Here is a 25,714-nt window from a genome sequence, read left to right on the forward strand (position 1 = left end):
GGCGCGCGACCCGAGGGCGCGCAGCTCTCCGCGGTCATCGCCGTTCGGCTCCTGGCGCCCGCGTCGGCCGCTTCATAGGCTGCAGCCGTGGCTGCGGAGATCCTCACGTTCCTTTTCGCGGGATTCGGGCTCGGCGCGGTGGTGCTCGCGGCGCGGTCGGTCCCGTCCGTCCCCGGTGCGCTCGTACGCCGGCGTCCCCTGATCTGGGGATCGGCTCTCCTCGTGAGCGGCTGCCTGATCATGGCACTGGCCGCGTGGTCCACTCACGAGGACGGGCACTACGACGACTTCGGGTCGGCCATGACACTGCTGGTGGCCATGACGGGCGGCGCCCTGGTCCTCCTCGGCCTGGGCCCCTTCCTCACATTGCTGCTGGGGGTCGCCGCGCGATGCTCCGTCCGGCCGCTGCCGCCGGTTCGTCTCGCGGCCTGTGACCTCGCGCGTGATCGTGCCCGGACTGTGCCCGCGATCGTGACGATGATGCTCGCCACGGCCCTCGCGGTCACGGTGGTCATCGTGGCGGCCGCCGCGACGGAACAGAACAGAGCCGACTACGCACCCCAGGCCCGGCCCGGGGCCCTCCTCGTGCGATATTTCTCCGCGGCGGACGCACCGGCCGCACTCGCGGCCATCCAGCGCGTACTGCCGGGCGTTCCCGTCGTCCAGAGCTTTCGCCAACGTGAGATCCGGCCCTACAGCCTGCACGCCGGGAACGTGGATCTGCCGGAGCGATACGGCGTCGTCACGTCGGGCGTCATCGGCGACGGCGCGCTGCTCCGCTATCTCACCGGAGACCCGTCGACACCCTACGAGGAGAACACGGCCGTGGTGGTCACGGCCGACGACGTCGAGGTCCGCTCCGTCACGATCCGGTACGACTCCTCGGGCGGGGATGCCACGGCACCGATGGTCAAGCAGATCCCCGCGGTCGTCGCCAGGCCCGCCGACCCTTCGACGAAGGAGGTCTTCCTTCCGGCGCAGGTCTTCCGGGACCTCGGCGAGGACCTCGAGCCCGACGAACTGATCGTCGACCCCTCCGTACACGGCACCTCGGAGATCGAGCGGCAGCGGCTGGACCGGCGGCTCGGCGGCGTGGCGCAGACATACGTCGAACGGGGGTACCAGCCTCCGTCCGGCTGGCGGATCGTCGTCGCGGTGGCGGTCGTCGTCGCACTCGGAGGCGCGCTGGTCGCGGCCGGTGGGATCCCCGGCGCCCGGTCGCGGCACGTACCGCGCGGGGCCGGCTCGGCCGCACGGCCGCGGTGGTCCGCCGCGTGCCGTGCGGGGCTGGCCGCCTTCATCGGCACGGCCGTGGGTGTGGCCGCCGGATGCCTCATCGGCCTGCTCCTGGCGTGGCCGGTCACGACCTCGTCCGGGTGGGAGCCGGCGCCCCGAGTGGGCTTCGCGACACCGTGGCCGTCGATCGCCGCCCTGGTCGCCGGCCTGCCCGTTCTCGCCGCGGCCGTCGCCGGTTCAGTCCGTACGGCCGTATGGCCGGTTCGGTCCCGCACGCCGACTCCCGTCTGAGCGGGCGACGGCGCGCGGCCCCGCGTTCTCACTTCGCGCGCGCGACGTTCTGCACACCGGTCGTATCGAGCTGCGCCACCGAGTAGGCCGCGTAGGTCCGGTACGGGTCCCGCCCGTGGAAGTGCGGAGTGACCTGCGCGTCCAGCTCCTCCACCGAGAACACGCCGTCGGCGGCGGTGAACTTGCGCTCCACGGTCGGGGCCGCCATGAGGGCCACCATGTCGCCGTACACCACGAACACCTGGCCGCTGATCTCCTCCGACGCGGGGGAGGCGAGGTAGGCGACGAACGTGGCCACCCGCTCGGGGGCGAGGGTGTCCAGCCCGCCCACCTCGCCGCCGTCGCCGAACACGTTGGCCGTCATGCCCGTACGGGCCCGGGGGCAGATCGCGTTGGCCCGCACGCCGTACCGCGACAGGCCCTGGGCGGTCGACAGGGTCAGCGCGACGATGCCGGCCTTGGCGGCGGAGTAGTTCGGCTGACCGGCCGATCCGAACAGGAACGCCTCGGAGGAGGTGTTGATCACACGGCCGTAGACCGGGCCGCCGGCGGCCTTGCTCGCCGCCCGCCAGTGGACCGCGGCGGCGCGCGACAGCGCGGCGTGTCCCTTGAGGTGGACGCGGATGACGTCGTCCCAGTCGGACTCGGTCAGGTTGAACAGCATCTTGTCGCGCAGCACGCCGGCGTTGTTCACCACGATGTCGAGACCGCCGAAGGTGTCCACGGCCGTCCGGACGAGGCGGTCGCCGATGGACCAGTCGCCGATGTCGCCCGTCACCGCGACGGCCTCGCGGCCGAGCGCCCTGATCTCGGCCGCGACGTCCTCGGCCGCCGGGCCGACGTCGTTGACGACGACGTTCGCGCCGCGTTCCGCGAGGGCGAGGGCCTCGCTGCGGCCCAGGCCCGCTCCCGCGCCGGTGACGACGGCGGTCCTGTTCTCCAGGCTCGTGTTCGAGCTCATCTGCGCGCTCCTGCTCAATCGGTGATCGTGCCAAAAACTAGTATGTATTCTAGTTTTGACTCGTCGAGATGTCCGCGATCGTGGGCATCCCACCCAGCGGCACAAGGATGGGCTCCATGCTGTGCGGAAAGCGATCGGCGGCACCACTGAGCGGGACTGGGCCGTTGCCCGGAACAGAAATGATTTCTAGCCTCCTTCCATGGCGCTGAACGTGGCATCCCTGTTCGAGGCCGTCGCCGCGGCGGTCCCCGGACGCCTCGCGCTGGTCTGCGACGCCCGGCGGCTGAGCTTCGCGGAGCTCGACGCCCGGGCGAACGCTCTGGCGAACCACCTGCTCGCGGCCGGTGTACCGGTGGGCCAAGTCCGTGCTTTCAACGCAAACCAGGAGGAACGATGGCTGAGACCGTCACTGGGGCCGTCATCGTCGACGCGGTGCGCACACCGGTCGGCAAGCGTTACGGAGCCCTGTCCGGGCTGCACCCGGCCGAGCTGCTCGGTGCCGTGCAGCGGGGCCTGATCGAGCGCAGCGGCCTGGCCCCCGACGCGGTCGAGCAGGTGATCGGCGGCTGCGTCACCCAGGCGGGGGAGCAGGCCAACAACGTCACCCGGCAGGCGTGGCTGCACGCCGGCCTGCCGTACGGCACGGCCTGCACGTCGATCGACTGCGCCTGCGGGTCCGGCCAGCAGGCCGTCCACCTGGTGGCCGGGCTGATCGCGGCCGGCGCGATCGACGTCGGCATCGGCTGCGGCGTCGAGGCGATGAGCCGGGTCTTCCTCGGCGCGGCGGTCACCCCGGAGGCGGGCAGCCCGTTCCCGCCGTCCTGGTCGCTGGACATGCCCGACCAGTTCACCGCGGCCGAGCGGATCGCGCGGCGGCGCGGCATCACGCGCGAGGACGCCGACGCGTTCGGCCTGCGCTCCCAGCAGCGCGCGGCACGCGCGTGGGTGGAGAACAGGTTCGAGGGACAGGTCCTCGCGGTCGAGGCGCCCGTGATGGGACCCGAGGGCCCGACGGGGGAGACCGCCGTCGTCACCAGGGACCAGGGGCTGCGCGACACCAGCATGGAGGCCCTGGGGAGGCTGCAGCCGGTGATGCCGGAGGGCATCCACACCGCGGGCAACTCCTCGCAGATCAGCGACGGCGCGGCCGGCGTGCTGCTGATGAGCGCCGGCCGGGCGCGCGATCTCGGCCTGCGCCCGCGTGCGCGCATCGTCGCCTCCGGCATGGTCGGCTCCGACCCCTACTACCACCTCGACGGCCCGATCGACGCGACCCGGCACGTGCTGAAGAAGGCGGGCATGAAGCTGTCCGACGTCGACCTCGTCGAGATCAACGAGGCGTTCGCCTCGGTCGTGCTCTCCTGGGCGCGGGAGCTCGACCCCGACATGGACAAGGTCAACGTGAACGGCGGCGCGATCGCGCTCGGCCACGCCGTGGGCTCCACGGGCTCCCGCCTGATCACCCAGGCCGTACACGAGCTGGAGCGCACCGGCGGCTCGACCGCCCTCGTCACCATGTGCGCGGGCGGCGCCCACGCCACGGCCACCATCATCGAACGGATCTGAGGAAGCATGTCGATCGGACTGACCGACGAGCAGCGCGACCTGCGCGACGCCGTACGCGCCTTCGCGGCCCGGCACGTGACGCCGGCCGTGGTGCGGCAGGCGGTTGACGCCGAGCACGAGGAGCTGCCGAAGTTCTGGCCGCTGCTGGCCGAGCAGGGGCTGCTCGGGCTGCACCTGCCCGAGGAGGCCGGCGGAGCGGGCTCAGGGCTGCTCGAACTCGCCGTCGTGGTGGAGGAGCTGGGCCGGGCGATGGTCCCCGGGCCGTTCCTGCCCACGGTGCTCGCGGGCGCCGTGCTGGCCCGCGCCGGGCACACCGCCCACCTGCCGGCGCTGGCCGGCGGGGAGAAGACCGCCGCGGTCGGCCTCCGGCCCGGCGGGCTGACCCTCACCCGGGGCGCCGACGGTGAGGCCGTGGTCACCGGGGTCTCGGAGCCGGTCATCGGCGGCCACGTCGCCGACCTGTTCGTGCTGCCCGCCGCCGACGGGACCGGCACGACCTGGGTCGTGCTGCCGCGCGAGGCGGTGGAGACCGAGGACCTGCCCAGCCATGATCTGACCAGGCGGCTCTCGCGGGTGCGCGCCGACGGTGTGGCGGCCGAGGCGTTGCCCGGCCTCGCCGACGGCGCCGTGCTCGACCTGGCCGCCACGCTGTTCGCGGCGGAGGCGTCCGGCCTGGCCGACTGGGCCACCGCCACCGCCGCGGAGTACGCGAAGGTGCGCCACCAGTTCGGCCGCCCGATCGGCCAGTTCCAGGGCGTCAAGCACCGCTGCGCGCGGATGCTGACCCGGGCCGAGCAGGCCCGGGTGTGTGCCTGGGACGCGGCGCGGGCTCTCGACGACACCGGCGCCTCTGCCGGGGAGGCGACCCTGGCCGCGGCGGTCGCCGGGGCGACCAGCGTGGAGGCGGCCTTCTCCGTCGCCAAGGACTGCATCCAGACGCTCGGCGGCATCGGCTTCACCTGGGAGCACGACGCCGGCCTTTACCTGCGCCGGGCGCAGACGCTGCGCATCACGCTCGGCTCGGTCGCGTGGTGGCGCCGAAGGGTGGCCCGGCTCACGCTGGACGGCGTGCGCCGCGAGCTCGGCGTCGAGCTGCCGCCGGAGGCCGAGCGCATCCGCGCCGAGGTGCGCGCCGAGCTGCGGCCGGCCCTCGACCTCGACGGCCGCGACCGGCTGACGTACCTGGCCGAGCACGGATACACCGCGCCGCACCTGCCCGAGCCCTGGGGGAAGGGCGCCGGCGCGGTCACCCAGCTCGTGATCGCCGAGGAGATGCGGTCCGCCGGGCTGCGCGCGGCCGACATGGTCATCGGCGCCTGGGTGGTGCCGACCCTGATCGCGCACGGCAGCCCCGAGCAGCAGGGGCGGTTCCTGCCGCAGACGCTGCGCGGCGACCTGGTGTGGTGCCAGCTGTTCAGCGAGCCGGGAGCGGGCTCCGACCTCGCCGCCCTGACCACCCGGGCCGAGAAGGTCGAGGGCGGCTGGAAGATCAACGGCCAGAAGGTCTGGACGTCGATGGCCCGGCAGGCGCAGTGGGGCATCCTGCTGGCCCGCACCGACCCGGAGGCGCCCAAGCACAAGGGCCTGTCGTACTTCCTGCTCGACATGTCCAGCCCCGGCATCGACATCCGGCCGCTGCGCGAGCTGACCGGCGAGGCGCTGTTCAACGAGGTGTTCCTCGACGACGTGTTCATCCCCGACGAGATGCTCGTCGCGCAGCCGGGGGACGGCTGGAAGCTGGCCCGCACGACTCTGGCCAACGAGCGGGTCTCGCTGTCGCACGACTCCTCGCTCGGGAGCGGCGGCGAGGCGCTGCTGCACATCGCCGCGGAACGGCCGGACGAGATGGACGACGAGCGGCTGACCCGGCTCGGCGGCATCCTCTGCGACGCCCAGTCCGGCGCACTGTTCGCCCTGCGGACCACGCTGCGGTCGCTGACCGGGCAGCAGCCCGGCGCGGAGTCCAGCGTGGCCAAGCTGATCGGCGTCGAGCACGTCCAGGAGGTCTGGGAGACCGCGATGGACTGGATCGGCCCGGAGTCCCTGACCGGAGAGGGGATGGGCCGGCGGTCCGACCCCGCGCTGCGCTTCCTCAGCTCCCGCTGCATGTCGATCGCCGGGGGCACCACCGACGTGCAGCTCAACATCATCGGAGAACGCCTGCTCGGGCTGCCACGCGACCCCGAGGTCAGGGCATGACCGGCAGGACGTTCGTCGAGCGCGCCCTGTACGACGACGCGGAGGACTGAGGAGCATGCCGATCGACCTCGACGAGGCCCTGGGTGCGCCGCCGGCCACCCGAGAGATCTCCTGGACCAGCCGCGACGTGCTGCTCTACCACCTCAGCCTGGGCGCAGGGAGGGACGCGGGCGCCGACCCCGAGCTGTCCTACACCTACGAGCGCGGCCTGCGCGTGCTGCCCACCTTCGCCATGGTCGCCGGCCAGGGCATCTCGGCGGGTGAGCGCCCGCCGACCGCGATGAGCATGCCCGGCATCGACATCGACCTGCGCAGGATCCTGCACGCCGGGCAGGCGCTCACCGTGCACCGGCCGCTGCCCGCGGCCGGCGAGGCCGTCGTGTCCTCCCGGGTCGCGAACATCTGGGACAAGGGCAAGGCCGCCGTGATCGAGATGGAGCAGGCGGCGGCCGATTCCTCGGGAGACCCGCTGTGGACCACGACCATGCGGATCTGGGCGCGCGGCGAGGGCGGTTTCGGCGGCGAGCCGGGCCCGGAGACCCCGTGGACGGAGCCGGACCGCGAGCCCGACCACGTGCTCGACTCGCCGACCACCCCCGGGCAGGCCCTGCTCTACCGGCTCAACGGCGACCTCAACCCGCTGCACGCCGACCCCGCCTTCGCGCGGGCGGCCGGCTTCGACCACCCGATCCTGCACGGCCTCGCGTCGTACGGCATAGTGGCCAAGGCGCTGGTGGACGGCGTCCTCGGCGGTGACGTGACCAGGCTGACCGGGCTGTCGGTGCGCTTCGCCGGGGTGCTGTTCCCCGGCGAGACGATCCGGACCACCGTGTGGCGCGAGGGCGACCGGCTGGTGTTCCGGTCCACCTGCCCGGAGCGTGGCGACGCCGCCGTGCTCACCCACGCGACAGCGGAGATTTCATGACGGAGACGCGGACCGACCGTACGGAGCTGACGGCGGCCCCGAACAACGAGGGCGTGGACGCCGCGGTCGCCGCGGCCCGCCGGGTGATCGACGCGCTGCTGCACTCGGGCGACCTGTCGGCGGTCGAGATGACCCAGGTCGCCGAGCAGCTGAACGCCGTGGCCGACCACCTCGAGGCGCACGCACCCACGGTGCGCGAGCGCATGGTCGACATGTGGCGGGGGGAGGGCGTGACCCGGCACGACCCCGTGACCGGGCCGGAGAACGCGATCGCCCCGCCGCTGCACCTGTACGGCAGGGACGACGGGTCCATCGAGGGCGAGGTCGTGCTGGGCATGCCCTACCAGGGGCCTCCGGGGTGCGTGCACGGCGGAGTGTCGGCACTGCTGCTCGACCACACGCTGGGCGTCGCGAACGCCTGGGCCGGTGTGTCCGGGATGACGGGCACGCTGACCCTGCGCTACCACCGGCCCACCCCGCTGTTCGAGCGGCTGACCGTGACCGGCCGGCAGACCTCCGTGGACGGGCGGAAGATCTACACCACCGGGACGATCACCGCGGGCGGGCAGGTGTGCGTCAGCGCCGAGGGCCTGTTCATCGACAAGCAGCTCGACCGGCCCCGCTGATCCGGCCGTCTGGGGAAACGCTCTCACGCCAGGCCGAGTTTCGGCTCTTCACGTGAGTGGCGTCGTTGACGGGTCTTGACGAGCGATCTGTTAACAGTAAAGTTACTTTACTGAGAGCGCTCTCACAGCTTGCCTCCGCACCCCCCAGAGGAGCCGAGAGATGCACGTGTCGATCCGGCGATGGCGGCGGCTCTGCTCGCCGTCGTGTTGCTGGCCCAGGCGGTCGTCCTCGCCGCCGGGCAGCAGGCGGCGAACGCCGCCGTCGCGCAGTTGCCCTTCAAGATCACCAACAACTCCGGCCGGGGCGACGCGACGTACGTCTACGTCGTCGCCCGCAACGCGGCCACCGGCCAGCAGGGATACGTGGACGCCTCGGGGACGTGGCGCCCGTGGAGCTTCCCCTCGTCGATCCCCAACGGGCCCGTCCCGGCGCCCGACATCTCGATCCCCGGACCGGGCAACGGCGCCAGCACGACCGTCACGCTGGCGCCGAACCTGTCCGGCGGCCGCGTCTACCTGTCGATGGGCGCGAAGCTGCGGTTCTTCCTGACCACGAACGGGCTGGTCGAGCCGGCGCCCTGGGTCGACAGCGACCCCAACGCCGCCATCCTCTACGACTGGACGGAGTTCGCGCGGACGAGCAACGGCGGCACGGGCATCTTCATCAACTCGACCACGGTCGACATGTTCAGCATCCCGATGACGGTCAGCGTCACCGACGCCTCCGGCAACACCCAGACGCAGGGCATCCCCGGCAACCGCGCCGGCATCCTCGACGCGTTCGCCGGGCTGGGGTCGCCGTGGTCGGGCCTGACGACGACGCGGGCCTCCGACGGCCTCCCGCTGCGCGTGCTCGCGCCCGCGCACGCCATCGCCAAGGGCCAGTTCCCCTCGACCTACCTCGACTCCTACGTGAGCGGGGTGTGGTCCTACTACGCCACGCACCCGTTGACCGTGCAGACATCGCTGGGCACCTTCACCGGCACCACCAGCGGCACGAACTGGACGTTCAGGAACGCGTCCGGCACCGTCATCGGCACGCTCACGAAACCGGCCACGAGCGACGTCTTCGCGTGCTCCGGCGGCATGCAACCGCAGAACCAGCCCGACCAGGCGGCCATCCTCGCGGTCGGCGCGCGGGTGTGCGCCGCGCTCAACCGCGCGACGCTGTCGACGGCCGGCCGGGTCATGTACGACACCCAGCCGACGACGGACGCGACGAAGTTCTACGGGCAGTCCGCGTCGAACCTGTTCAGCAGGACGATCCACGCCAACTCGCTGAACAACCTGGCCTACGGCTTCTCCTACGACGACGTCGGCGGGTTCGCCCCGACGATCGACCAGCCCAACCCGTCGTCGGCGGGGATGACGATCGGGAGCTTCGGCACCGGTGGCACGGCCTCCGGCCGGCCGATCATCGGCCCGGGCGGCAAGTGCGTCGACGTCGCGGGCGACGACACGGGCGGCAACGGCGCGCCGGTGCAACTGTGGGACTGCCAGTCGTACGCGAAGGACCAGTTCTGGACCTGGAGCGGGCAGACGGTGCGCACCCTCGGCCGCTGCCTCGACGTGCAGTCGGGCGGTACCGCCAACGGCACCCCGTTGCAGCTGTACGACTGCAACAACACCGGCGCGCAGAACTGGGTGCGGCTGTCCAACGGGTCGATCCAGAACCCGCAGTCCGGCCGGTGCATCGACGCCCCCGGCGGCGCCACCGGGAACGGCACCCGCCTGCAGATCTACGACTGCAACGGCACCGCCGCCCAGCGGTTCACCATTCAGTGAGCAGTCCGGCCCGGCGGTGCGAGGGCGTACCGCCGGGCCGGATCACCCTGCTCAGGAGTCTGGGGCCGAACGGGTGGTGACGAGGGTGCCGCTCGCGAGGATCACGGCGCAGCCCGCCAGTTGGAGGGGGGAGGGGTGCTCGCCGAGGACGGCCCAGCCGAGGACAAGGGCTCCGACGGGCGTGAGCAGCAGCAGGATCGCCCCGACATGGCTGGCGAGACGGGGCGCGGCGACGGCGACGAGGAGCCAGCCGAGCACCTGTCCGAAGATCGCGACGAGGGCCAGCCAGCCGACGGCCGCCCAGCCGGGAGCCAGGTCGACGCCCTGCCAGAGGGCGCCCGCGGCCAGCGAGGTGACGGCGGCGGCGACGGTCACCCACAGGTAGGACTGCACCGCCTGCCCGCGCCGGCCCTCCCGCCGGAGCAGGAACAGGAAGCCCGAATAGCACACGGCCGCCAGCACGGCGTGGACGGTCCCGAGCAGCGGCCGGCTCCCGCCGGCGCCGCCCTCGGCCACCCCGCTCGCCAGGACCACGCCGAGCAGGAGGAAGGGCAGGGACACGAAGAAGCGGCGGGGCGGCGGCTCGCGGTCCACCAGCAGGGCGAGCAGCGGCACCATCACCACCTGGACGTTGACGAGCACGGTGGACAGCCCGGCGCCGACCTCGGCGATCGCCGCCGTCCACAGCAGCATGTCGCCGGCGAACAGGGCGCCCGCGGCGAGGGTGACGGCCCGCCGGCGCGCCGCCACCGCGCCCTCGCGACGGCGTTCCAGCAGCGCGAGCGGAACCAGCGCGGGAAGGGCCAGCAGGCAGCGGTAGAACGAGGCGGTCCCGGGTGAGGCGCCCGACAGGTGGATGAGCACCGCCGAAGCCGACACGAACAGCGCCCCCAGCGCCATCGACACGGACGGATGACCCGCGGCCGGGCCGGTCACATTCGCGGTCCGGCTCTCGCTCACACGTGTCATGGGCGTCCCCCCGGCTTCCGGCTGTCCGGCGTGATCGGATCCGCCTACCCGCGCTACCCCCCGGCACCGGATCCACGCCTCAGGAGTCGGCGATGCCGAGTCCGCGCTTGACCTCCTGGCGGATCACCTTGCCGGTGGCGTTGCGCGGCAGCGCCTCGGTCGTGATCCGCCACCGCGACGGCACCTTGAAGTACGCGAGCCGGTCGCGCAGGTGCGCCCGCAGGTCGTCCTCGCCCACGTCCTGCCCGGCCGCCGTGACGACCACGGCGACGACCTCCTGGCCGAGGTCGGGGTGCGGGGCGCCGAGCACGACGCACTCCACCACCGCCGGGTGCTCGGCCAGCACGTTCTCGATCTCGGCGGGGTAGACGTTCTCCCCGCCCCGGATGATCAGGTCGGAGCGGCGGGTGCTGAGGCGCAGCCGCCCGTTCTCGATCACCCCGATGTCGCCGGTGTGCAGCCACCGGTCCTCCCGTACGGCCTGCGCGGTCGCCTGCGGGTCCCGCCAGTAGCCCAGCATGTTGTACGGGCTGCGGACGCAGACCTCGCCCTCCTCGCCCTCCGGCAGCGGCTTGCCCTCGGGGTCGCGGATCTCCAGGCGAACGGCGGTGATCGGGCGGCCCAGCGTCCCCGGGGCCTCCTCCAGGTCGGCCGGGGTGGCGACGGCGATCGCGGTGGACGACTCGGTCAGGCCGTAGCTGTCCACCAGGGACTGCCGGGCGACCGGGAACGCCTCGCGCAGCCGCTGCTTGAACGCGGGGGAGGACGGCGCCGAGGCCAGCGCGAAGGCGGTCAGCGAGGACAGGTCGTAGCCCGACAGGTCGCCGTGCTCGATCAGGCGGTTGGCCATCGTCGGCACCGCGCCCCAGTTGGTGACCCGCTCCCGCTCGATGAGCCGCAGCACGCGGTCCACGTCGAAGGCGCCCAGGTGCATCACGACGGCGCTGCCGGTCGCGAGGCGGGGTACCGCGAGATTGTGCAGGCTCGCGATGTGGAACAGCGGCAGCGCCAGCAGGTAGCGCCGGTCCGCCGGGTCCATCGGGTCGCCGAACGCCTGGGCCAGCGCGTCGTTCATCCGGTGGTATTCGACCACCGAGGTGAGGTTGCGGTGCGTGTGGACCGCGCCCTTGGGACGGCCCGAGGTGCCGCTGGTGTAGATGATCACCGCTGGGTCGTCCTCGGCGGCGGCGTGCGGGGCCAGCGGAGCGCCCGCGTACCGCTCGATCAGCCGGGGGAGGTCCTCCTCGATCGTCAGGACCGTCGTCCCCTTGGGGGCGAGCGCGGCCCGCTTGGCATCCGCGACCAGCACCTTCGGCTCGGTGTGACCGAGGGCGTACTCGACCTCCCCGCGTGACCACCACGCGTTGTACGCGACCGCGATGGCGCCGGCGGCCACCGACGCCCAGAACGAGACGATCCAGCCCGGGTGGTTGGCCGCGTTGATCGCGACGCGGTCGCCGGGGCGCACACCGTGCTCCTCCCGCAGCGCGGCGGCGAGCGCGGCCACCTGGCGCGCGTGCTCGGCGAAGCTCAGCCGCTCGTCCGCCGTCACGATGTAGTCGCGGTCGCCGTACGCGGCCGAGGCGGCGAGCACCTCTCCGAGGTTGCGACGCCGGTTTTTGAAGACCGTCATGCGCGCGCCGAGGACCTCCTCCTCGGCGAGTTCGAACGCCCCGCCGGGACCGGTGAGCCCGGCCATCACCGCCGCCGCCGCGAGCCTCGGATCTGTCGACATGCCTATCAGTTCCCCTTCATACCGGGATGCGCCGCGAGCCGGAGTCCGTCCGTGGCCGAAATTGTCGGCAAAGGCCGGACGCGGGACGCCGGCACTCCCGGTCACCGGGACGGCCGATGGTCATGCCGGGGCTCGGCACGGCGCAGTAGCGGCCCGCCACCGGAGAGCAGCGCGTCATTCCAGCAGCTCGACCGCGTGCGCGAACTGGTCCACGGGCCGCCAGAACGGCAGCCGCAGCCGGGAACGCTGCGCGTTCGAGGGGGAGAAGGCCGGGCCGGCCGTGACCAGCACGCCCCTCCTCCGTGCGCGTTCGGCCAGGGCGACGGCATCGGTTCCGGTGTCGATCCACAGCGCCGTGCCGCCGTGCGGCGGCGTCCACCGCCACGCCGGGCGCCGCTGCGCCAGGACCGCCGCCGCCTCGGCGAGGTGGGCGCGCAGGCGGGCTGTGCGCTCCTGCCGGGCCCGATCCGCCTGCGCCAGGAGCTCGGCGGTCACCATCTGGTCGATCACCGGAGCGGCCAGGTCCAGTGCCGCCTTGGCCTGCGTCAACCGCACGATCATCGGCCGCTCGGCGCGGATCCACCCGACCCGCAGCCCACCCCAGAGCAGCTTGGACGCGGTGCCGATCCGGATCACCGAGCCGCCTTTCGCCGGATCGGGCAGCGGGGGCCGGACCCCGCGGTCGTCGAGGACGAGGTCGGCGCAGGATCGATCCTCGATCGTCAGCACGTCGTGCCTGCCGACGATCTCGCTGAGCCGCTCCCTGCTCGCCGCCGGCCAGCTGATCCCGGTGGGGTTGTGCGCCGCGGGCTGGCAGTAGAGGAGGGCGGCCCGATGCGCGACCCGTTCGAGGTGGTCGAGATCGAGGCCGTCCCGCCGTACGGGCACCCCCGTCAGCCGCGCCCCGGCCGTACGAAACGCCTCGATCGCGCCTCGGTAGCTCGGCTCCTCGACCAGGACCTCGTCTCCCGGCGCGACCAGGGACGACGCGCACAGCCAGACCGCCTGCTGGGAGCCGGAGGTGACGAGGATCTGCTCCGGCCCGGTCGGCAGCCCCTGCGTGGTGTACTGCTCGGCCACGATCGCGCGAAGCCGGGGCAGCCCCGCCGCGTAGTAGCCGTCGTCCGCGAGGTAGACGTCGAGCTCGCGCAGGTCGACCGCCGAGACGACGTCCCGCACCAGCGACAGGGCGGGCAGGGCGCCGCTGGAGAGGTCCAGCTCCACGGGGCGGCGGGTGCGGCCGAAGGACGCCAGCCGTCCCTCGACGAGGTGATCGCCTCCCGCGCTCCGGCCGCGCCGGATGCGCGACCCCGACCCCTGCCGGGACGTCAGCCGTCCCCGCGCGGTCAGCTCCGCGTACGCCTCGGCGACGGTCCCGCGGGACACCCCCAGCGCGGCGGCCAGCGCGCGCTGCGGCGGCAGCGCGGCCCCGTCGACCAGCACGTTCCCGGCGATCAGCTCGGCGAGCGCGTCGGCGAGCGCGTGCGGCAGCGGCACGTCCGCAGCCCGCCACCCCCCGATCAAGCGGGCCAACGCGGCGCTGTCGACATGTTCCGCACGTGCCATGGACCAATTCTGCGTGATTGGCCTGGCCGATCCGGTGACGGCCCGACATCCTCGTCCGTACGCGCAGGCCGATGACGACAGGGAGGTCGCGGTGGCGACGGTGGTGCTGCTGGGGACGCTGGACACCAAGACCGAGGAGTATCGCTGGGTCCGCGACCGGCTGCGCGACGCCGGCTGCGACGTGCTCCTGATCAACGTGGGCACCTTCGCCCACGGGGCGGAACTCGCCGACATCGGCGCGGACGAGGTGGCGCGGGCGGCCGGCACCGAGCTCGACCGGCTCCGCGACGCCCGCGACCGCGGCGCCGCGATGGACGCGATGGCGACCGGCGCCGCCGTGATCGTCCGGCGGCTGTTCGACGAGGGACGCCTCGACGGCCTGCTCGCGATCGGCGGCTCCAGCGGCTCGTCCGTCGCCGCGCGTGCGCTCCAGGCCCTGCCCGTCGGCGTGCCCAAGCTGCTCGTCTCGACCATGGCCTCGGGTGACGTGGGCCCCTACGTCGGGGACGTCGACGTCACCCTCATGTACTCCGTCGTGGACATCTCCGGCATCAACCGGCTCTCGCGCGCGGTTCTCGGCAACGCCGCCGCCGCGGCGGCCGGGATGGCCCAGCGGTACGCCCAGGTCCGGCAGGAGACCGCCGGCGACGAGCGGAAGCTCGTCGCCGCCACGATGTTCGGCCTCACCACGCCCGCCGTCGACGAGGCCCGTGACTACCTGACGAGCGCCGGATACGAGGTGCTGGTCTTCCACGCCACCGGTTCCGGCGGGCGGGCGATGGAGGCCCTCGCCGCCTCCGGCATGCTCGACGGCGTCCTCGACCTGACCACCACCGAACTCGCCGACGACCTCGTCGGCGGGGTCCTCACCGCAGGCCCCCACCGGCTGGAGGCGGCGGGACGGGCCGGCATCCCGCAGGTGGTGAGCGTCGGCGCTCTCGACATGGTCAACTTCGGCCCCCGGGACACCGTCCCGGAGAAGTTCGCGGACCGGAAGTTCCTGGTGCACAACCCCACGGTCACCCTCATGCGGACGACCCGCGAGGAGATGGCCGAGCTGGGGGCCAGGATCGGCGGCAAGCTCAGCCGCGCCACCGGGCCGGTGGAGGTCTACCTGCCGTTGAAGGGCGTCTCCGGGATCGACGTCGAAGGAGGGCCCTTCGCCGACCCCGACGCCGACGCCGCCTGCTTCGCCGCGCTCCGGGACGGCCTGAAGGACACCGGCGTCCCCGTCCACGACGTGGACGCCGCCATCAACGATCCGGGCTTCGGCCGGGCCGCGGCCGAAGCCTTGCACCGCCTCATCAGCGCACGCCGAACCGGAGGATGAGATGAACCGCGAGACCGCTCTCGAACGCCTGCGCGCCACCGTCGAGGCCGGCCGGCCCATCATCGGAGCGGGCGCCGGCACCGGCCTGTCGGCCAAGGCCGCCGAGGCCGGCGGCGTCGACCTGCTGATCATCTACAACTCGGGCCGCTACCGCATGGCCGGCCGGGGGTCGCTCGCCGGGCTGCTTCCGTACGGCGACGCCAACGCGATCGTCGTCGACATGGCCAGGGAAGTCCTCCCGGTCGTGCGCGACACCCCCGTGCTGGCCGGGGTCTGCGGCACCGACCCCTTCCGTCTCATGGGCCCCTTCCTCGACCAGCTCAAGGCGATGGGCTTTGCCGGTGTGCAGAACTTCCCCACCGTCGGCCTGTACGACGGCAGGTTCCGGCAGAACCTCGAGGAGACCGGGATGGGCTACCGGCTCGAGGTGGACATGATCAGGGAAGCGCACCGGCGTGACCTGCTCACCGCCCCCTACGTCTTCGACGCCGAGCAGGCCGCGGCGATGGCCGAGGCCGGAGCCGACGTCCTGGTGCCCCACGTCGGGCTGACCACGAGCGGCAGCATCGGCGCGGAGACCGCCCTCACCCTCGAAGAGGCGGCCGCCGCGGTGCAGGAGATGCGCGACGCCGCCGTCGCGGTGAACCCCGACGTCATCGTGCTCTGCCACGGCGGCCCCATCGCCGAACCGGAGGACGCCCAGTTCGTCCTCGACCACACGAACGGGATCGCGGGCTTCTTCGGGGCGTCGTCGATGGAACGCCTCCCCACGGAGAAGGCGATCGCCGCCCAGGCGACCGAATTCAAGAGCCTCCGGCTCGGCGGGCCCGTCTCGGACTGAGTGTCCGGCCGCAGAAAACGGTCCCCGGACGAACCCTTCCATGATCTGCCGCCGCGGTCGGTCACCGCGGCGGCCTTCATCGCCGACGCGGTGATCGTCGCGCGATAGCCGAGGAGCCGGCACTCACAGCCGTCTTCCGCCGTGTTCCCGTGCGGGCACCGGCCTGCCAGATGTTGCACCGGTGCCCAGCCAACCCCGCGCCGGCCTGCGCGGAGGCGACCCTCCCGGTGACCGGGACGGCCCCGCGACGCCGTCACCCCGGCAGGCAGCCTGTTCCCATTGAGCGAGACTGCTCGCTTTCGGTGTGCCGCGTCACACCACTATTTCGGCCCAACACACGGCGGACGGAAGACGTATGGGAAGCCTGGACGGAAAAGTCGCGATTGTTACGGGAGCGGGCCAGGGCGTCGGCCAGGGCATCGCGCTCGCCCTCGCCTCGGAAGGCGCCGCCGTCGCGGTGCTCGGCCGTACGGCGGCGAAGCTGGAGACGACCTGCGAGCTGGTCCGCGAGCGGGGCGGGACGGCGGAGCCGTTCCAGTGCGAGGTGACCGAGATCGACGCGATCCCCGCGGTGGTCGAGGCCGTCGTGACCCGGTTCGGCGGAGTGGACATCCTCGTCAACAACGCCTACACCGGCGCGTACGGCCCGCTGCTGTCGATGAGCGACGCCGACTTCCAGAAGGGCTTCCGCAGCGGCCCGTTCGCCGCGTTCGCGTTCATGAAGGCCTGCCACCCCCACATGAAGGCGCGCGGCGGCGGCAGCATCGTCAACCTCGTCACCTCGGCCATGGTCCGCTGGGACCCGACCACGTACGGCGCGTACGCCGCCGCGAAGCAGGCGCTGCGCTCGCTCACGCGTACGGCGGCCGCCGAGTGGGGACCCGACGGCATCCGTGCCAACAACATCGCCCCGCACGCCCTGTCTCCGGGGCTGAAGCGGTGGACGGAGGCCTTCCCCGAAGAGGCGGAGGCGTTCCGCACGACCATCCCCCTCGGCTACATCGGCGACTGCGAGCAGGACATCGGCCGCGCCGTGGTCGCGCTCGTGGGCCCGGATCTGCGCTACCTGACCGGCGCGACCGTGCCCCTCGACGGCGGGCAGGCCTTCTTCGGCTGAGCCGCCGCACCCCCCGCACCACCTGCCGCCGTCTGGCGGTCAGTGAAAGGAGAACCACCGGATGAACGGCAAGGCGATCGGCCGCGTGGCGGCCGGTGCCCTGGCCCCCGTGATGGCCATGGCGATGCTGGCGGGCTGCGCCGGCGAGCGCGGCGGCTCGGCGGCGGTCCCGGCGAGTGGCGGCGACGCGCAGTCGTCCGCCGCTCCAGGCGGTCAGGAGACGTTCGGCACCCTGGCGTCGCCCTGCGGACCGGGTGACGCCAAGGGCGCCACCGACCAGGGCGTCACCGACACGGCGATCACCATCGGCTACGGCGACGACCGCGGTTTCACCAAGGCCCCCGGCCTGTCCAAGGAGATGGGCGACGCGGTGAGCACCATGATCAAGTGGTGCAACAAGCAGGGCGGCATCAACGGCCGCCAGATCGTGGGCCACCAGTACGACGCGGCCTACATGCAGGCGGCCACCGTCATGCAGAAGGCGTGCAAGCAGGACTTCATGCTCGTCGGCGAGGGCTTCGCGATGGACGACGCCGCCGAGCAGTACCGCGTCGCCTGCAAGCTGCCGGTGGTCGCGGGCTACACCGTCGGGCCGAACGCCGCGATGGGCCCGATGAAGTTCGAGGCCGTGCCGTACCCGGTCGACTACTACAACGCCGCCCCGCTGAAGCTGGCCGCGAAGACCTTCCCCGAGTTCGCCTCGGACGTGGACCTGATCATGTCCAACTCGCCTGCCGTGATGACGGGCAGCAACAAGATCAAGTCCGCCATGAAGGAGATCGGCATCACGCCGAAGGACTGCGGCGTCCAGCTCAACGCCGAGGGCGACCCGAGCTACGTGCCGTTCGCGGAGAAGTTCAAGTCGTGCGGCGTCAAGGCGCTGTGGACGTCCAAGTCGCCGGACCCCGCCGCCTTCAGCCTGCTCGAGTCGCTGGACCGCGTGGACGCTCACCCGACGCTGGTGTTCGAGGCCACCTGGTACAGCGACGCCGTCGCGAAGTGGAACACCAGCGGCCAGGGCGACAACATCCACGCCGGCCTGATCTTCCAGCCGTTCGAGAACGCCGACAAGGTGCCGGCGGTGAAGAAGTACCTCGACCTGGTCAACGCCGAGGGCGGCAAGACCGCGCTGCTCGGCATGCAGGCGACCTCCGCGTTCCTGCTGTGGGCCACCGCGGCCAAGGACTGCGGCGCCGACCTCACCCGCCAGTGCATGGTGAACAAGCTGTCGCAGATCCACGAGTGGACCGGCGGCGGGCTGCACGCCCCGACCGACCCGGGTGCCAACATGCCGTCCGACTGCACCCTGCTGGTCAAGCTCACCGGCTCGACGTACAAGCAGGTCGCCCCGGCCGCCATCGGCGAGTTCGCGTGTGACAAGAGCAACCTGCTCAAGACGGACCCGTCGACCTGGGGCACCAAGCTCAACGAGGACCGCATCGCGACCACCTTCCTCACCTCCGACGTGATCAAGCCGCAGGTTTGATCGCCCCGGCGGCGGGCCGGTCCGCCGGCCCGCCGCCGTCCTCGCCGTCCAGAGCAGCCGTTTCGAGCTAAGGCCTCGCATGACGACGTTTCTGACCTTCACGATCCTCGGGCTGGTCCTCGGCGCGGTCTACGCCATCGCCGCGTCCGGGCTGGTCCTCACCTACACCACCTCGGGAATCTTCAACTTCGCCCACGGCGCCCAGGCGATGCTGGGCACGTTCCTGTACTGGCAGTTCACGTACGGCTGGGGCTGGCCGGCCTGGCTGTCGCTCATCGTCGTGGTGGGCGTGGCCGGGCCCGCCATGGGGGCCCTGCTCCACACGCTGATCATGAAGGGGCTGCGCGAGACGGCGGACGTGACCAAGATCGTCGTGACCGTCGCCATCCTGCTCGGGATGGTCTACCTGTCCCAGTGGATCTGGCACCCGGAAGACGCCCGGATCATGGAGATGTTCTTCGGGGCCGGCGCGAAGATCGAGTTCGGCGGCGTCGTCGTCCGCGTCCACGAGCTCATCTGCCTCGTGGTCGCCGTGGCGGTGGCGATCGGGCTGCGGCTGCTGTTCACCCGCACCCGCGTCGGGGTGGTCATGCGGGGCGCCGTGGACGACCCGGACCTGCTGCGGCTGGGCGGCCACGACCCCGACAGGATCGCCATGCTGTCGTGGGCGATGGGCTCGACCCTCGCCGTGCTGGCCGGCATCCTGGTCACCCCGATCGGCGGCGGCGCGCTGGAGGCCAACCAGCTCACGCTGCTGGTCATCGACGCGTTCGCGGCGGCCATGTTCGGGCGGCTGCGCAGCATCCCGCGCACCTTCGCCGGCGCGATGGTGCTCGGCATGGCGGCGACGTACGTCATGGCGTTCTTCCCGACCGAGTGGACGTGGACCGGCAACCTCCGGGTCTCGCTGCCGATGATCATCTTGTTCGTGGTGCTCATCGTGCTGCCGCAGGACCGGCTGCGGGTGGCGGCGGTGCGCACCCGCGAGCGGTACCGGCCGCCCACGCCGCGGTCCGCCGCCGTGTGGGGTGTCGCGCTCGTGGCCGCGGTCTTCCTGCTCGCGCTGCTCATGGACGACGGGTCGATCACGACGTTCGCGCTCGGGATGACGTTCGCGATCATCGCGCTCTCCCTCACCCTGCTCACCGGGTACGCCGGGGAGATCAACCTCGCCCCGCTGTCGTTCGGCGCGGTCGGCACGATCATCGCGTTCCACTTCGGCGTCACCGGCAGCGGCCTGGCCTCCCGGCTGACGCTGTGGGGCGTGCTGCTCGCCGTCCTCGTCACCGCGGTCGTGGGCGGTCTGGTGGCGCTGCCGGCGCTGCGGCTGCGCGGACTCTACCTGGCGCTCGCCACGATGGCGTTCGGCGTGTTCCTGTCGAACATGGTGCTGCGCGACACCGTCGAGCACACGGTCTTCGGCGTGACGTTCTCGATCTTCCCCAACGGCACGCTGATCGTGCCGCCGCTCCGGGTGGGCCCGCTCGACCTGCGCGACCCGCGCACGTTCCTGATGACCGCGACCGTGCTGTTCGCGCTGATCGCGGTCGGCCTGGCCGCGCTGCGCGCCGGCGGGTACGGCAGGCGCCTGGCGGCGATGAAGGACAGCCCGGCGGCGACCGCCATGCTCGGCCAGAACCTGGTGAAGCTGAAGTTCGGCGTGTTCATGCTCTCGGCGGCCATCGCGGGCCTCGGCGGGGTGCTGATGGCGAGCGCCGGCGGCTCGGTCGCCGGCGACAACTTCTCGATCATGGCGAGCCTGGCGCTGGTCATGCTCACGGTCGTCGGCGGCATCGGCTACATCAGCGGCGCGTTGTTCGGCGGGCTGATGGCCGGGGTCGGATTCACGATCATGGTGGCCACGTTCAACGACCTCGCCGTCGTGCACCCCTCGATGGAGACGATCTACAAGACGATCGGCCAGCTCCTCGTGGTCGCCACCGCTCTCATCGGCATGGGCGTCGGCGAGAACCCCAGCGGCAACGTTCACAAGATCGTCGAGGGCTACCGCACGCTGCGCGGCGCCAAGGGGCTGCTGGCCGGGGCCGCCGCCGTCGAGGCCGTGCTGTACGTCCTGGCGCTGACCGGGGTCGTCGGCAACTGGTGGTTCGCCATCCTGACCGTGTGCCTGGCCATGGCGTTGCCCGTCGCGGGCCGGATGCGGGCGGAGGCGCCCGTACGGGCGACCCCGCTGGAGCTGGCCGGGCTTGACGAGCCGTACACCGACGAACTGCGCGAACGGCTCGACCGGGAGCTCGGTCTGCCCGTCCGGGAGCGTACGGCGGGGAAGGAGGCGAGCGTCCATGCCGCTGCTTGAGACACGCGATGTCACGGTGCGGTTCGGCGGCAACACCGCGGTCGACGGGGTCGGCATCGGCGTCGAGGCCGGGCGGATCACCGGCCTGATCGGCCCGAACGGCGCCGGCAAGACGACGCTGTTCAACACGGTCACCGGCCTGCAGCGGCCGGCCGCCGGGCGGGTGCTGCTCGACGGCGCCGACATCACCCGCCTCGCCCCGGCCAGGCGGGCCCGCCTGGGCCTGGCCCGCACCTTCCAGCGGCTGGAGCTGTTCCTGTCGCTGTCGGTGCGCGACAACGTCAGGGTCGCCGGCGACGTCCTGCGCGCCACCGGACGCAAGGTGGACGTCGAGAAGGAGACCGACCGCGTCCTGGCGCGCACCGGCCTGGAGGACATCGCCGATCTCGAGGTCTCGGCCATCCCGACAGGCCGCGCCAGGGTGGTGGAGGTCGCCAGGGCGCTGATGACCGAGCCGCGCGTGCTCCTGCTGGACGAGCCCGCCTCGGGCCAGACCGAGCGGGAGACCGAGGCGTTCGCCGGCCTGCTGACCGGCCTCGCCGCGGAGGGACTGGCGATCTGCCTGGTCGAGCACGACCTGCCGCTGGTCATGCGGCTGTGCACGACGATCCACGTGCTCGACCACGGCAGGCTCATCGCCTCGGGCACGCCCAAGGAGATCCAGGAGTCGCCCGAGGTCGTCGCGGCCTACATCGGTAGCGAGGAGGTCACCGGATGAACGAGCAGGTGCCGCTGCTGGAACTCGCCGGCGCCCGCGCGGCGTACGGGCCGATCCAGGTGCTGCACGGGGTGGACCTCAAGGTCCACCCGGGGTCGGTGGTGGCCCTGCTCGGCCCGAACGGCGGCGGCAAGTCCACCACGATGAAGGTCTGCGCCGGACTCCTGCCGCTGACCGGCGGCGAGCTGCGGCTGGCCGGACGGCGGGTCAACGGCATGACCGCCCAGGACGCCGCGCGGCTCGGCGTCTGCTCGATCCCCGAGGGCAGGGGCGTGTTCCCCAACCTGACCGTGCGGGAGAACCTGTGGGCGGCCACCGGCACCGGGGCACGCCTGGCGGACCTGGAGGAGGCCGCCTACAGCCGCTTCCCGATCCTCGGCGAGCGCCGCCACCAGCTCGCGGGCTCGCTGTCGGGCGGCCAGCAGCAGATGCTCGCGCTGTCGCGGGCGCTGGGCACCGACCCGGCGATCCTGCTGCTCGACGAGCTGTCCATGGGGCTCGCTCCCATGATCGTGACCCAGATGTACGACACCGTGGCGCAGCTCGTGGCGGAGGGGCTGTCGGTCCTGGTGGCCGAGCAGTTCGCCCGCGTCGTGCTGCCCATCGCCGACACCGCCGCCCTGATGCTGCACGGACGCGTCGTCGCGTCCGGCCGCCCCGGCGACATCGAGGACCAACTCTCAAGCAGCTACCTAGGAGGCTGACCGATGCTGACCGAGGAACGACGCGAGCGGTTCACGTCTGACGTGGCGCGGATGAAGCTGAAGACCGACGGGTCCAGGCACGACGGGAGGATACGCGTCCTCGGCGTGCTGCTGATGGTGGCCGGCGTCGTGGGCGGGCTCGTCGCGTACAACAACTCGCTCACCCAGGACGACCTGAGGGACATCGGCTCCTTCCAGATCCTCGCGACGGCGTGCGCCGCGGTGACCGTGCTCGGCGCCGCGCTGTACCTCGCCGCCGCGGTGGCGGGCGTGCTGCGGCTGTGGCTGCTGCGCCAGCTCCTGGAGAGCGAGGCGCAGGCGGACCGGATCGCCGCCGCCCTTGAGGGACGAGGGGCCTGACAGCCGGATTTCTCCCGGTCAGCGGGATTCGCCGGATCGCCGGCGGGTCCCGCTGACTAACGTCTGGACAGCTTGAAGACCGGAGTGGAGGATCCCCCATTGACTCAGGAAGCGCCCCGGACGGCTCCGGACGTGCTCGCCCCGGCGAAGCTGGGGCCGGTGACCCTGCGCAACCGCATCATCAAGGCGGCCACGTACGAAGGGCTGAGCCGTAAGAGCCTCGTCACCGACGAGCTCATCGAGTTCCACGTACGGCACGCCCGTGGCGGCGTCGGCATGACCACCGTGGCCTACTGTGCGGTCGCCCCCGAGGGGCGCACGGACGCGCGCCAGATCCAGTGGACCCCCGAGGCGCTGCCGGGCCTGCGCAGACTCACCGAGGCCGTGCACGCCGAGGGCGCCGCCGTCGCCGCGCAGATCGGCCACGCCGGACCGGTCGCCAACCCCAAGTCGAACAAGCTGCCCTCGCTCGGCCCCACCCGGCACTTCCACGCCACCACGACGAGCTTCACCAAGGCCGCGACCCGCGACGACCTGCGGCGGATCGTCGCCGCCCACGCCCACGCGGGGAAGATGGCGATCGAGGCGGGCTTCGACGCCGTCGAGATCCACCTCGGGCACAACTACCTCGCCAGCTCGTTCCTCAGCCCGCGGGTCAACCACCGCAAGGACGAGTACGGCGGCAGCCTGGAGAACCGGGCCCGCCTGTCGCGGGACATCGCCCGCGCGGTGCGCGACGCGGTCGGCGACCGGATCGCGATCACGGCCAAGCTCAACATGGACGACGGCGTGCCCGGCGGCTTCTGGCTGGACGAGTCGATCAAGGTCGCGCAGTGGCTGGAGGAGGACGGCTCGCTCGACGCGCTGGAGCTCACCGCGGGCAGCTCGCTGCTCAACCCCATGTACCTGTTCAAGGGCGACGCCCCGCTGCGCGAGTTCGCCGGAGTCATGAAGCAGCCGGTGAAGCTCGGCGTCCAGCTCGTCGGCAAGCACTTCCTGCGCGCCTACCCCTACAGGGACGCCTACCTGCTCGACGACGCCCGGCAGTTCCGCGCCGCGCTGAAGATGCCGCTCATCCTGCTGGGCGGGATCACCAACAAGCAGGTCATGGACCAGGCGATGGCCGAGGGATTCCAGTTCGTCGCGATGGCCCGGGCGCTGCTGCGCGAGCCCGACCTCGTCAACCGCATCCAGGCCGACAACAGCGTCAGGTCGCTGTGCATCCACTGCAACAAGTGCATGACCGCGATCTACGGCGGCACCCACTGCGTGCTGACCGGCCCGATCGCCGTACGGCAGAAGGGGTAGCGGTGCGCCGGGAGACCATCGCCGACCTGCTGCTCGAACGCCTGGGCGACGACCACCCCGGCCTGCGGACCCGCGAGCGCACCTGGACCTGGGACGAGGTGGTGCGGGAGAGCGCCGCCCGCGCGGCGCTGGCCCGGGCGCTCCGTGTGGAGGGCCCCTTCCACATCGGGGTGTTGCTCGACAACACCCCCGAGTACATCTTCTGGCTCGGCGCCGCGGCGCTGAGCGGCGCGACGATCGTCGGGATCAACAGCACCCGTCGCGGCGCCTACCTGGAGCAGGAGGTCAGCCACACCGACCTGCAGCTTGTCGTCACCGACGAGGCGGGCCTGAAGCTGCTGGACGGTCTCGACATCGGCGTGCCGCGCGACCGCTTCCTGCTGGTGGACGCCGCCGACTATCCGGACACGGTCGCCGCGCACGCCTGCGAGCCGGTCCGCGACCCGGAGATCACGCCGAAGACGCGGATGCTGCTGCTGTTCACCTCGGGCACCACCGGCGCGTCCAAGGCCGCCATCTGCTCCCAGGGCCGGCTGACCGGGCTGGGCTACGCCAACTGCGAGAAGTACGACGTGCGGCGGCACGACGTCAGCTATTGCTGCATGCCGCTCTTCCACGGCAACGCGCTGATGGCGCTGTGGGCGCCGTCGCTGACCGCAGGGGCGACGGTCGTCCTCGTGCCGAAGTTCTCCGCCTCCGGGTTCCTGCCCGACGTCCGCTTCTACGGCGTCACGTTCTTCACCTACGTCGGCAAGGCCATCGCGTACGTCCTGGCCCAGCCAGAGCGGCCCGACGACGCCGACAACACGCTCGACCACGCCTTCGGCACCGAGGCGTCGCCGGAGGACCAGGCGGAGTTCCTGCGCAGGTTCGGCTGCCGGCTCATCGAGAGCTACGGGTCGAGCGAGGGCGCCGGCATGATCACGCTCGCGCCGGAAGGCCCGGCCTCCGCGCTCGGCCGCCCCGCGCGCCCCGGCGTACGGGTGGTCAACCCCGAGACCCGGCAGACCTGCCCGCGCGCCGTGCTCGACGCGCACGGCCGGGTGACCAACGCCGAGGAGGCCATCGGCGAGATCGTGGACGTCGACGGCGCGGCGAGGTTCGAGGGCTACTACAAGAACGAGGCGGCCGACGCCGAGCGGGTCCGGCACGGCTGGTACTGGACCGGCGACCTCGGCTACATCGACGAGGACGGCTACATCTACTTCGCGGGCCGGTCGGGCGACTGGATCCGGGTGGACGGCGAGAACATCTCCGCGCTGCTGACCGAGCGCGTGCTGCGCCGGCACCCGCTGATCGTCGCGGCGGCCGTGTTCGGCGTGCCCGACCCGCGCTCCGGCGACCAGGTCATGGCCGCGCTCGAGATCCCCGAGGGCACGTCGTTCGAGGACCTCGGCCTGCCGGAGTTCCTGGCCGCGCAGGAGGACCTCGGCACCAAGGGGGCCCCGCGCTACGTGCGGGTCTCCCACGCGCTGCCGGCCACCGGGTCGAACAAGCTGCGCAAGAAGGAGATGCAGATGGAGGGCTGGCGGACCGGCGATTCCGTCTACCGATGGGCGGGCCGGGGCGCGCCCGAGTACGCCCTCATGACCGGACAGGACAAGGCCGCGCTGCGCGAGGAGTTCGCCGCCAACGGGCGCCTGCGCTTCCTCGGCCAGGCGTGAAGGAGAGCGG

General features: G+C 72.3%; 21 protein-coding genes. 17 read left to right on the forward strand and 4 right to left on the reverse strand.

The features are described 5' to 3' along the window. Nucleotides 1-87 precede the first annotated feature (87 nt). Nucleotides 88-1,527, forward strand: a complete 1,440-nt coding sequence (locus tag Msi02_RS35105; protein WP_204052136.1) for a hypothetical protein — start codon at nt 88-90, stop codon at nt 1,525-1,527. Nucleotides 1,528-1,555: 28 nt separating this feature from the next. Here Msi02_RS35105 and Msi02_RS35110 read toward each other — a convergent pair whose 3' ends face one another. Beyond that, nucleotides 1,556-2,488, reverse strand: coding sequence for a 3-oxoacyl-ACP reductase (locus Msi02_RS35110; protein WP_204052137.1), 933 nt, complete (start codon nt 2,486-2,488; stop codon nt 1,556-1,558). A 199-nt stretch (nt 2,489-2,687) separates the two neighbouring features. On the opposite strand from Msi02_RS35110, the gene Msi02_RS44650 reads away from it, so the two are divergent. From Msi02_RS44650 to Msi02_RS35135, 6 genes are all read left to right on the forward strand, one after another. Then, nucleotides 2,688-3,005 carry an AMP-binding protein gene (locus tag Msi02_RS44650; protein WP_373308332.1) on the forward strand — a complete coding sequence of 106 codons (318 nt, stop codon included), beginning with the start codon at nt 2,688-2,690 and terminating at the stop codon, nt 3,003-3,005. Then, a complete protein-coding gene (locus tag Msi02_RS35115) occupies nt 2,909-4,054 on the forward strand; it encodes a steroid 3-ketoacyl-CoA thiolase (RefSeq protein ID WP_373308333.1) in 1,146 nt (381 codons plus the stop codon). The genes Msi02_RS44650 and Msi02_RS35115 overlap by 97 nt, the downstream gene beginning before the upstream one ends. A 6-nt stretch (nt 4,055-4,060) precedes the next feature. Then, nucleotides 4,061-6,253, forward strand: coding sequence for an acyl-CoA dehydrogenase family protein (locus tag Msi02_RS35120; protein ID WP_204052139.1), 2,193 nt, complete (start codon nt 4,061-4,063; stop codon nt 6,251-6,253). A gap of 55 nt (nt 6,254-6,308) precedes the next feature. Continuing rightward, a complete protein-coding gene (locus tag Msi02_RS35125; RefSeq protein ID WP_204052140.1) occupies nt 6,309-7,178 on the forward strand; it encodes a MaoC/PaaZ C-terminal domain-containing protein in 870 nt (289 codons plus the stop codon). Next, complete coding sequence (locus tag Msi02_RS35130; RefSeq protein WP_079316733.1) at nt 7,175-7,804, forward strand: PaaI family thioesterase; 630 nt, start codon at nt 7,175-7,177, stop codon at nt 7,802-7,804. The genes Msi02_RS35125 and Msi02_RS35130 overlap by 4 nt, the downstream gene beginning before the upstream one ends. 180 nt (nt 7,805-7,984) lie before the next feature. Next, nucleotides 7,985-9,589, forward strand: coding sequence for a beta-1,3-glucanase family protein (locus Msi02_RS35135; RefSeq protein ID WP_204052141.1), 1,605 nt, complete (start codon nt 7,985-7,987; stop codon nt 9,587-9,589). A gap of 51 nt (nt 9,590-9,640) precedes the next feature. Here Msi02_RS35135 and Msi02_RS35140 read toward each other — a convergent pair whose 3' ends face one another. The 3 genes from Msi02_RS35140 to Msi02_RS35150 form a co-directional block, all read right to left on the reverse strand. After that, nucleotides 9,641-10,558, reverse strand: coding sequence for a DMT family transporter (locus tag Msi02_RS35140; RefSeq protein ID WP_204052142.1), 918 nt, complete (start codon nt 10,556-10,558; stop codon nt 9,641-9,643). A 79-nt stretch (nt 10,559-10,637) separates the two neighbouring features. Continuing rightward, nucleotides 10,638-12,293: a steroid-24-oyl-CoA synthetase gene (gene casG, locus Msi02_RS35145; RefSeq protein WP_204052143.1), complete on the reverse strand. Its 1,656-nt coding sequence runs from the start codon at nt 12,291-12,293 to the stop codon at nt 10,638-10,640. 174 nt (nt 12,294-12,467) lie between these two features. Beyond that, on the reverse strand, nt 12,468-13,859 hold the full coding sequence (locus Msi02_RS35150; RefSeq protein ID WP_204052144.1) for an aminotransferase-like domain-containing protein: 1,392 nt from the start codon (nt 13,857-13,859) through the stop codon (nt 12,468-12,470). Nucleotides 13,860-13,950: 91 nt separating this feature from the next. Here Msi02_RS35150 and Msi02_RS35155 point away from each other — a divergent pair, with 91 nt between their 5' ends. The 10 genes from Msi02_RS35155 (at nt 13,951) to casI (ending at nt 25,704) form a co-directional block, all read left to right on the forward strand. After that, nucleotides 13,951-15,189 (forward strand): Tm-1-like ATP-binding domain-containing protein, encoded by a 1,239-nt coding sequence (locus tag Msi02_RS35155; RefSeq protein ID WP_239109024.1) that lies wholly within the window; start codon nt 13,951-13,953, stop codon nt 15,187-15,189. A gap of 1 nt (nt 15,190) precedes the next feature. After that, nucleotides 15,191-16,030 carry a phosphoenolpyruvate hydrolase family protein gene (locus tag Msi02_RS35160; protein WP_204052146.1) on the forward strand — a complete coding sequence of 280 codons (840 nt, stop codon included), beginning with the start codon at nt 15,191-15,193 and terminating at the stop codon, nt 16,028-16,030. 355 nt (nt 16,031-16,385) lie between these two features. Then, nucleotides 16,386-17,147 carry an SDR family NAD(P)-dependent oxidoreductase gene (locus Msi02_RS35165; protein WP_204052147.1) on the forward strand — a complete coding sequence of 254 codons (762 nt, stop codon included), beginning with the start codon at nt 16,386-16,388 and terminating at the stop codon, nt 17,145-17,147. Nucleotides 17,148-17,208: 61 nt separating this feature from the next. Further along, nucleotides 17,209-18,633: an ABC transporter substrate-binding protein gene (locus tag Msi02_RS35170; protein WP_204052148.1), complete on the forward strand. Its 1,425-nt coding sequence runs from the start codon at nt 17,209-17,211 to the stop codon at nt 18,631-18,633. 79 nt (nt 18,634-18,712) lie between these two features. Then, nucleotides 18,713-20,950, forward strand: a complete 2,238-nt coding sequence (locus Msi02_RS35175; RefSeq protein ID WP_204052149.1) for an ABC transporter permease — start codon at nt 18,713-18,715, stop codon at nt 20,948-20,950. Then, on the forward strand, nt 20,937-21,668 hold the full coding sequence (locus Msi02_RS35180) for an ABC transporter ATP-binding protein (protein WP_204052150.1): 732 nt from the start codon (nt 20,937-20,939) through the stop codon (nt 21,666-21,668). The genes Msi02_RS35175 and Msi02_RS35180 overlap by 14 nt, the downstream gene beginning before the upstream one ends. Next, complete coding sequence (locus Msi02_RS35185; protein ID WP_204052151.1) at nt 21,665-22,372, forward strand: ABC transporter ATP-binding protein; 708 nt, start codon at nt 21,665-21,667, stop codon at nt 22,370-22,372. Before Msi02_RS35180 ends, Msi02_RS35185 begins: the two co-directional genes overlap by 4 nt. A gap of 3 nt (nt 22,373-22,375) precedes the next feature. After that, nucleotides 22,376-22,732 carry a hypothetical protein gene (locus Msi02_RS35190; protein WP_079316741.1) on the forward strand — a complete coding sequence of 119 codons (357 nt, stop codon included), beginning with the start codon at nt 22,376-22,378 and terminating at the stop codon, nt 22,730-22,732. A gap of 99 nt (nt 22,733-22,831) precedes the next feature. After that, nucleotides 22,832-24,040 carry an NADH:flavin oxidoreductase gene (locus tag Msi02_RS35195; RefSeq protein WP_239109026.1) on the forward strand — a complete coding sequence of 403 codons (1,209 nt, stop codon included), beginning with the start codon at nt 22,832-22,834 and terminating at the stop codon, nt 24,038-24,040. 2 nt (nt 24,041-24,042) lie between these two features. Further along, nucleotides 24,043-25,704: a steroid-22-oyl-CoA synthetase gene (gene casI / locus Msi02_RS35200; protein ID WP_204052152.1), complete on the forward strand. Its 1,662-nt coding sequence runs from the start codon at nt 24,043-24,045 to the stop codon at nt 25,702-25,704. Nucleotides 25,705-25,714 lie beyond the last annotated feature (10 nt).

This window comes from Microbispora siamensis (assembly GCF_016863095.1).
Taxonomy (GTDB): Bacteria; Actinomycetota; Actinomycetes; order Streptosporangiales; family Streptosporangiaceae; genus Microbispora; species Microbispora siamensis.

Excerpts from the sequence above, each read along its gene's own strand:
- Msi02_RS35110 (WP_204052137.1), bottom strand. The coding sequence starts at position 2,488 with ATGAGCTCGAACACGAGCCTGGAGAACAGGACCGCCGTCGTCACCGGC.
- Msi02_RS44650 (WP_373308332.1), top strand. The coding sequence starts at position 2,688 with ATGGCGCTGAACGTGGCATCCCTGTTCGAGGCCGTCGCCGCGGCGGTC.
- Msi02_RS35120 (WP_204052139.1), top strand. The coding sequence starts at position 4,061 with ATGTCGATCGGACTGACCGACGAGCAGCGCGACCTGCGCGACGCCGTA.
- Msi02_RS35125 (WP_204052140.1), top strand. The coding sequence starts at position 6,309 with ATGCCGATCGACCTCGACGAGGCCCTGGGTGCGCCGCCGGCCACCCGA.
- Msi02_RS35130 (WP_079316733.1), top strand. The coding sequence starts at position 7,175 with ATGACGGAGACGCGGACCGACCGTACGGAGCTGACGGCGGCCCCGAAC.
- Msi02_RS35135 (WP_204052141.1), top strand. The coding sequence starts at position 7,985 with ATGGCGGCGGCTCTGCTCGCCGTCGTGTTGCTGGCCCAGGCGGTCGTC.
- Msi02_RS35140 (WP_204052142.1), bottom strand. The coding sequence starts at position 10,558 with ATGACACGTGTGAGCGAGAGCCGGACCGCGAATGTGACCGGCCCGGCC.
- casG (WP_204052143.1), bottom strand. The coding sequence starts at position 12,293 with ATGTCGACAGATCCGAGGCTCGCGGCGGCGGCGGTGATGGCCGGGCTC.
- Msi02_RS35150 (WP_204052144.1), bottom strand. The coding sequence starts at position 13,859 with ATGGCACGTGCGGAACATGTCGACAGCGCCGCGTTGGCCCGCTTGATC.
- Msi02_RS35160 (WP_204052146.1), top strand. The coding sequence starts at position 15,191 with ATGAACCGCGAGACCGCTCTCGAACGCCTGCGCGCCACCGTCGAGGCC.
- Msi02_RS35165 (WP_204052147.1), top strand. The coding sequence starts at position 16,386 with ATGGGAAGCCTGGACGGAAAAGTCGCGATTGTTACGGGAGCGGGCCAG.
- Msi02_RS35170 (WP_204052148.1), top strand. The coding sequence starts at position 17,209 with ATGAACGGCAAGGCGATCGGCCGCGTGGCGGCCGGTGCCCTGGCCCCC.
- Msi02_RS35175 (WP_204052149.1), top strand. The coding sequence starts at position 18,713 with ATGACGACGTTTCTGACCTTCACGATCCTCGGGCTGGTCCTCGGCGCG.
- Msi02_RS35180 (WP_204052150.1), top strand. The coding sequence starts at position 20,937 with ATGCCGCTGCTTGAGACACGCGATGTCACGGTGCGGTTCGGCGGCAAC.
- Msi02_RS35185 (WP_204052151.1), top strand. The coding sequence starts at position 21,665 with ATGAACGAGCAGGTGCCGCTGCTGGAACTCGCCGGCGCCCGCGCGGCG.
- Msi02_RS35190 (WP_079316741.1), top strand. The coding sequence starts at position 22,376 with ATGCTGACCGAGGAACGACGCGAGCGGTTCACGTCTGACGTGGCGCGG.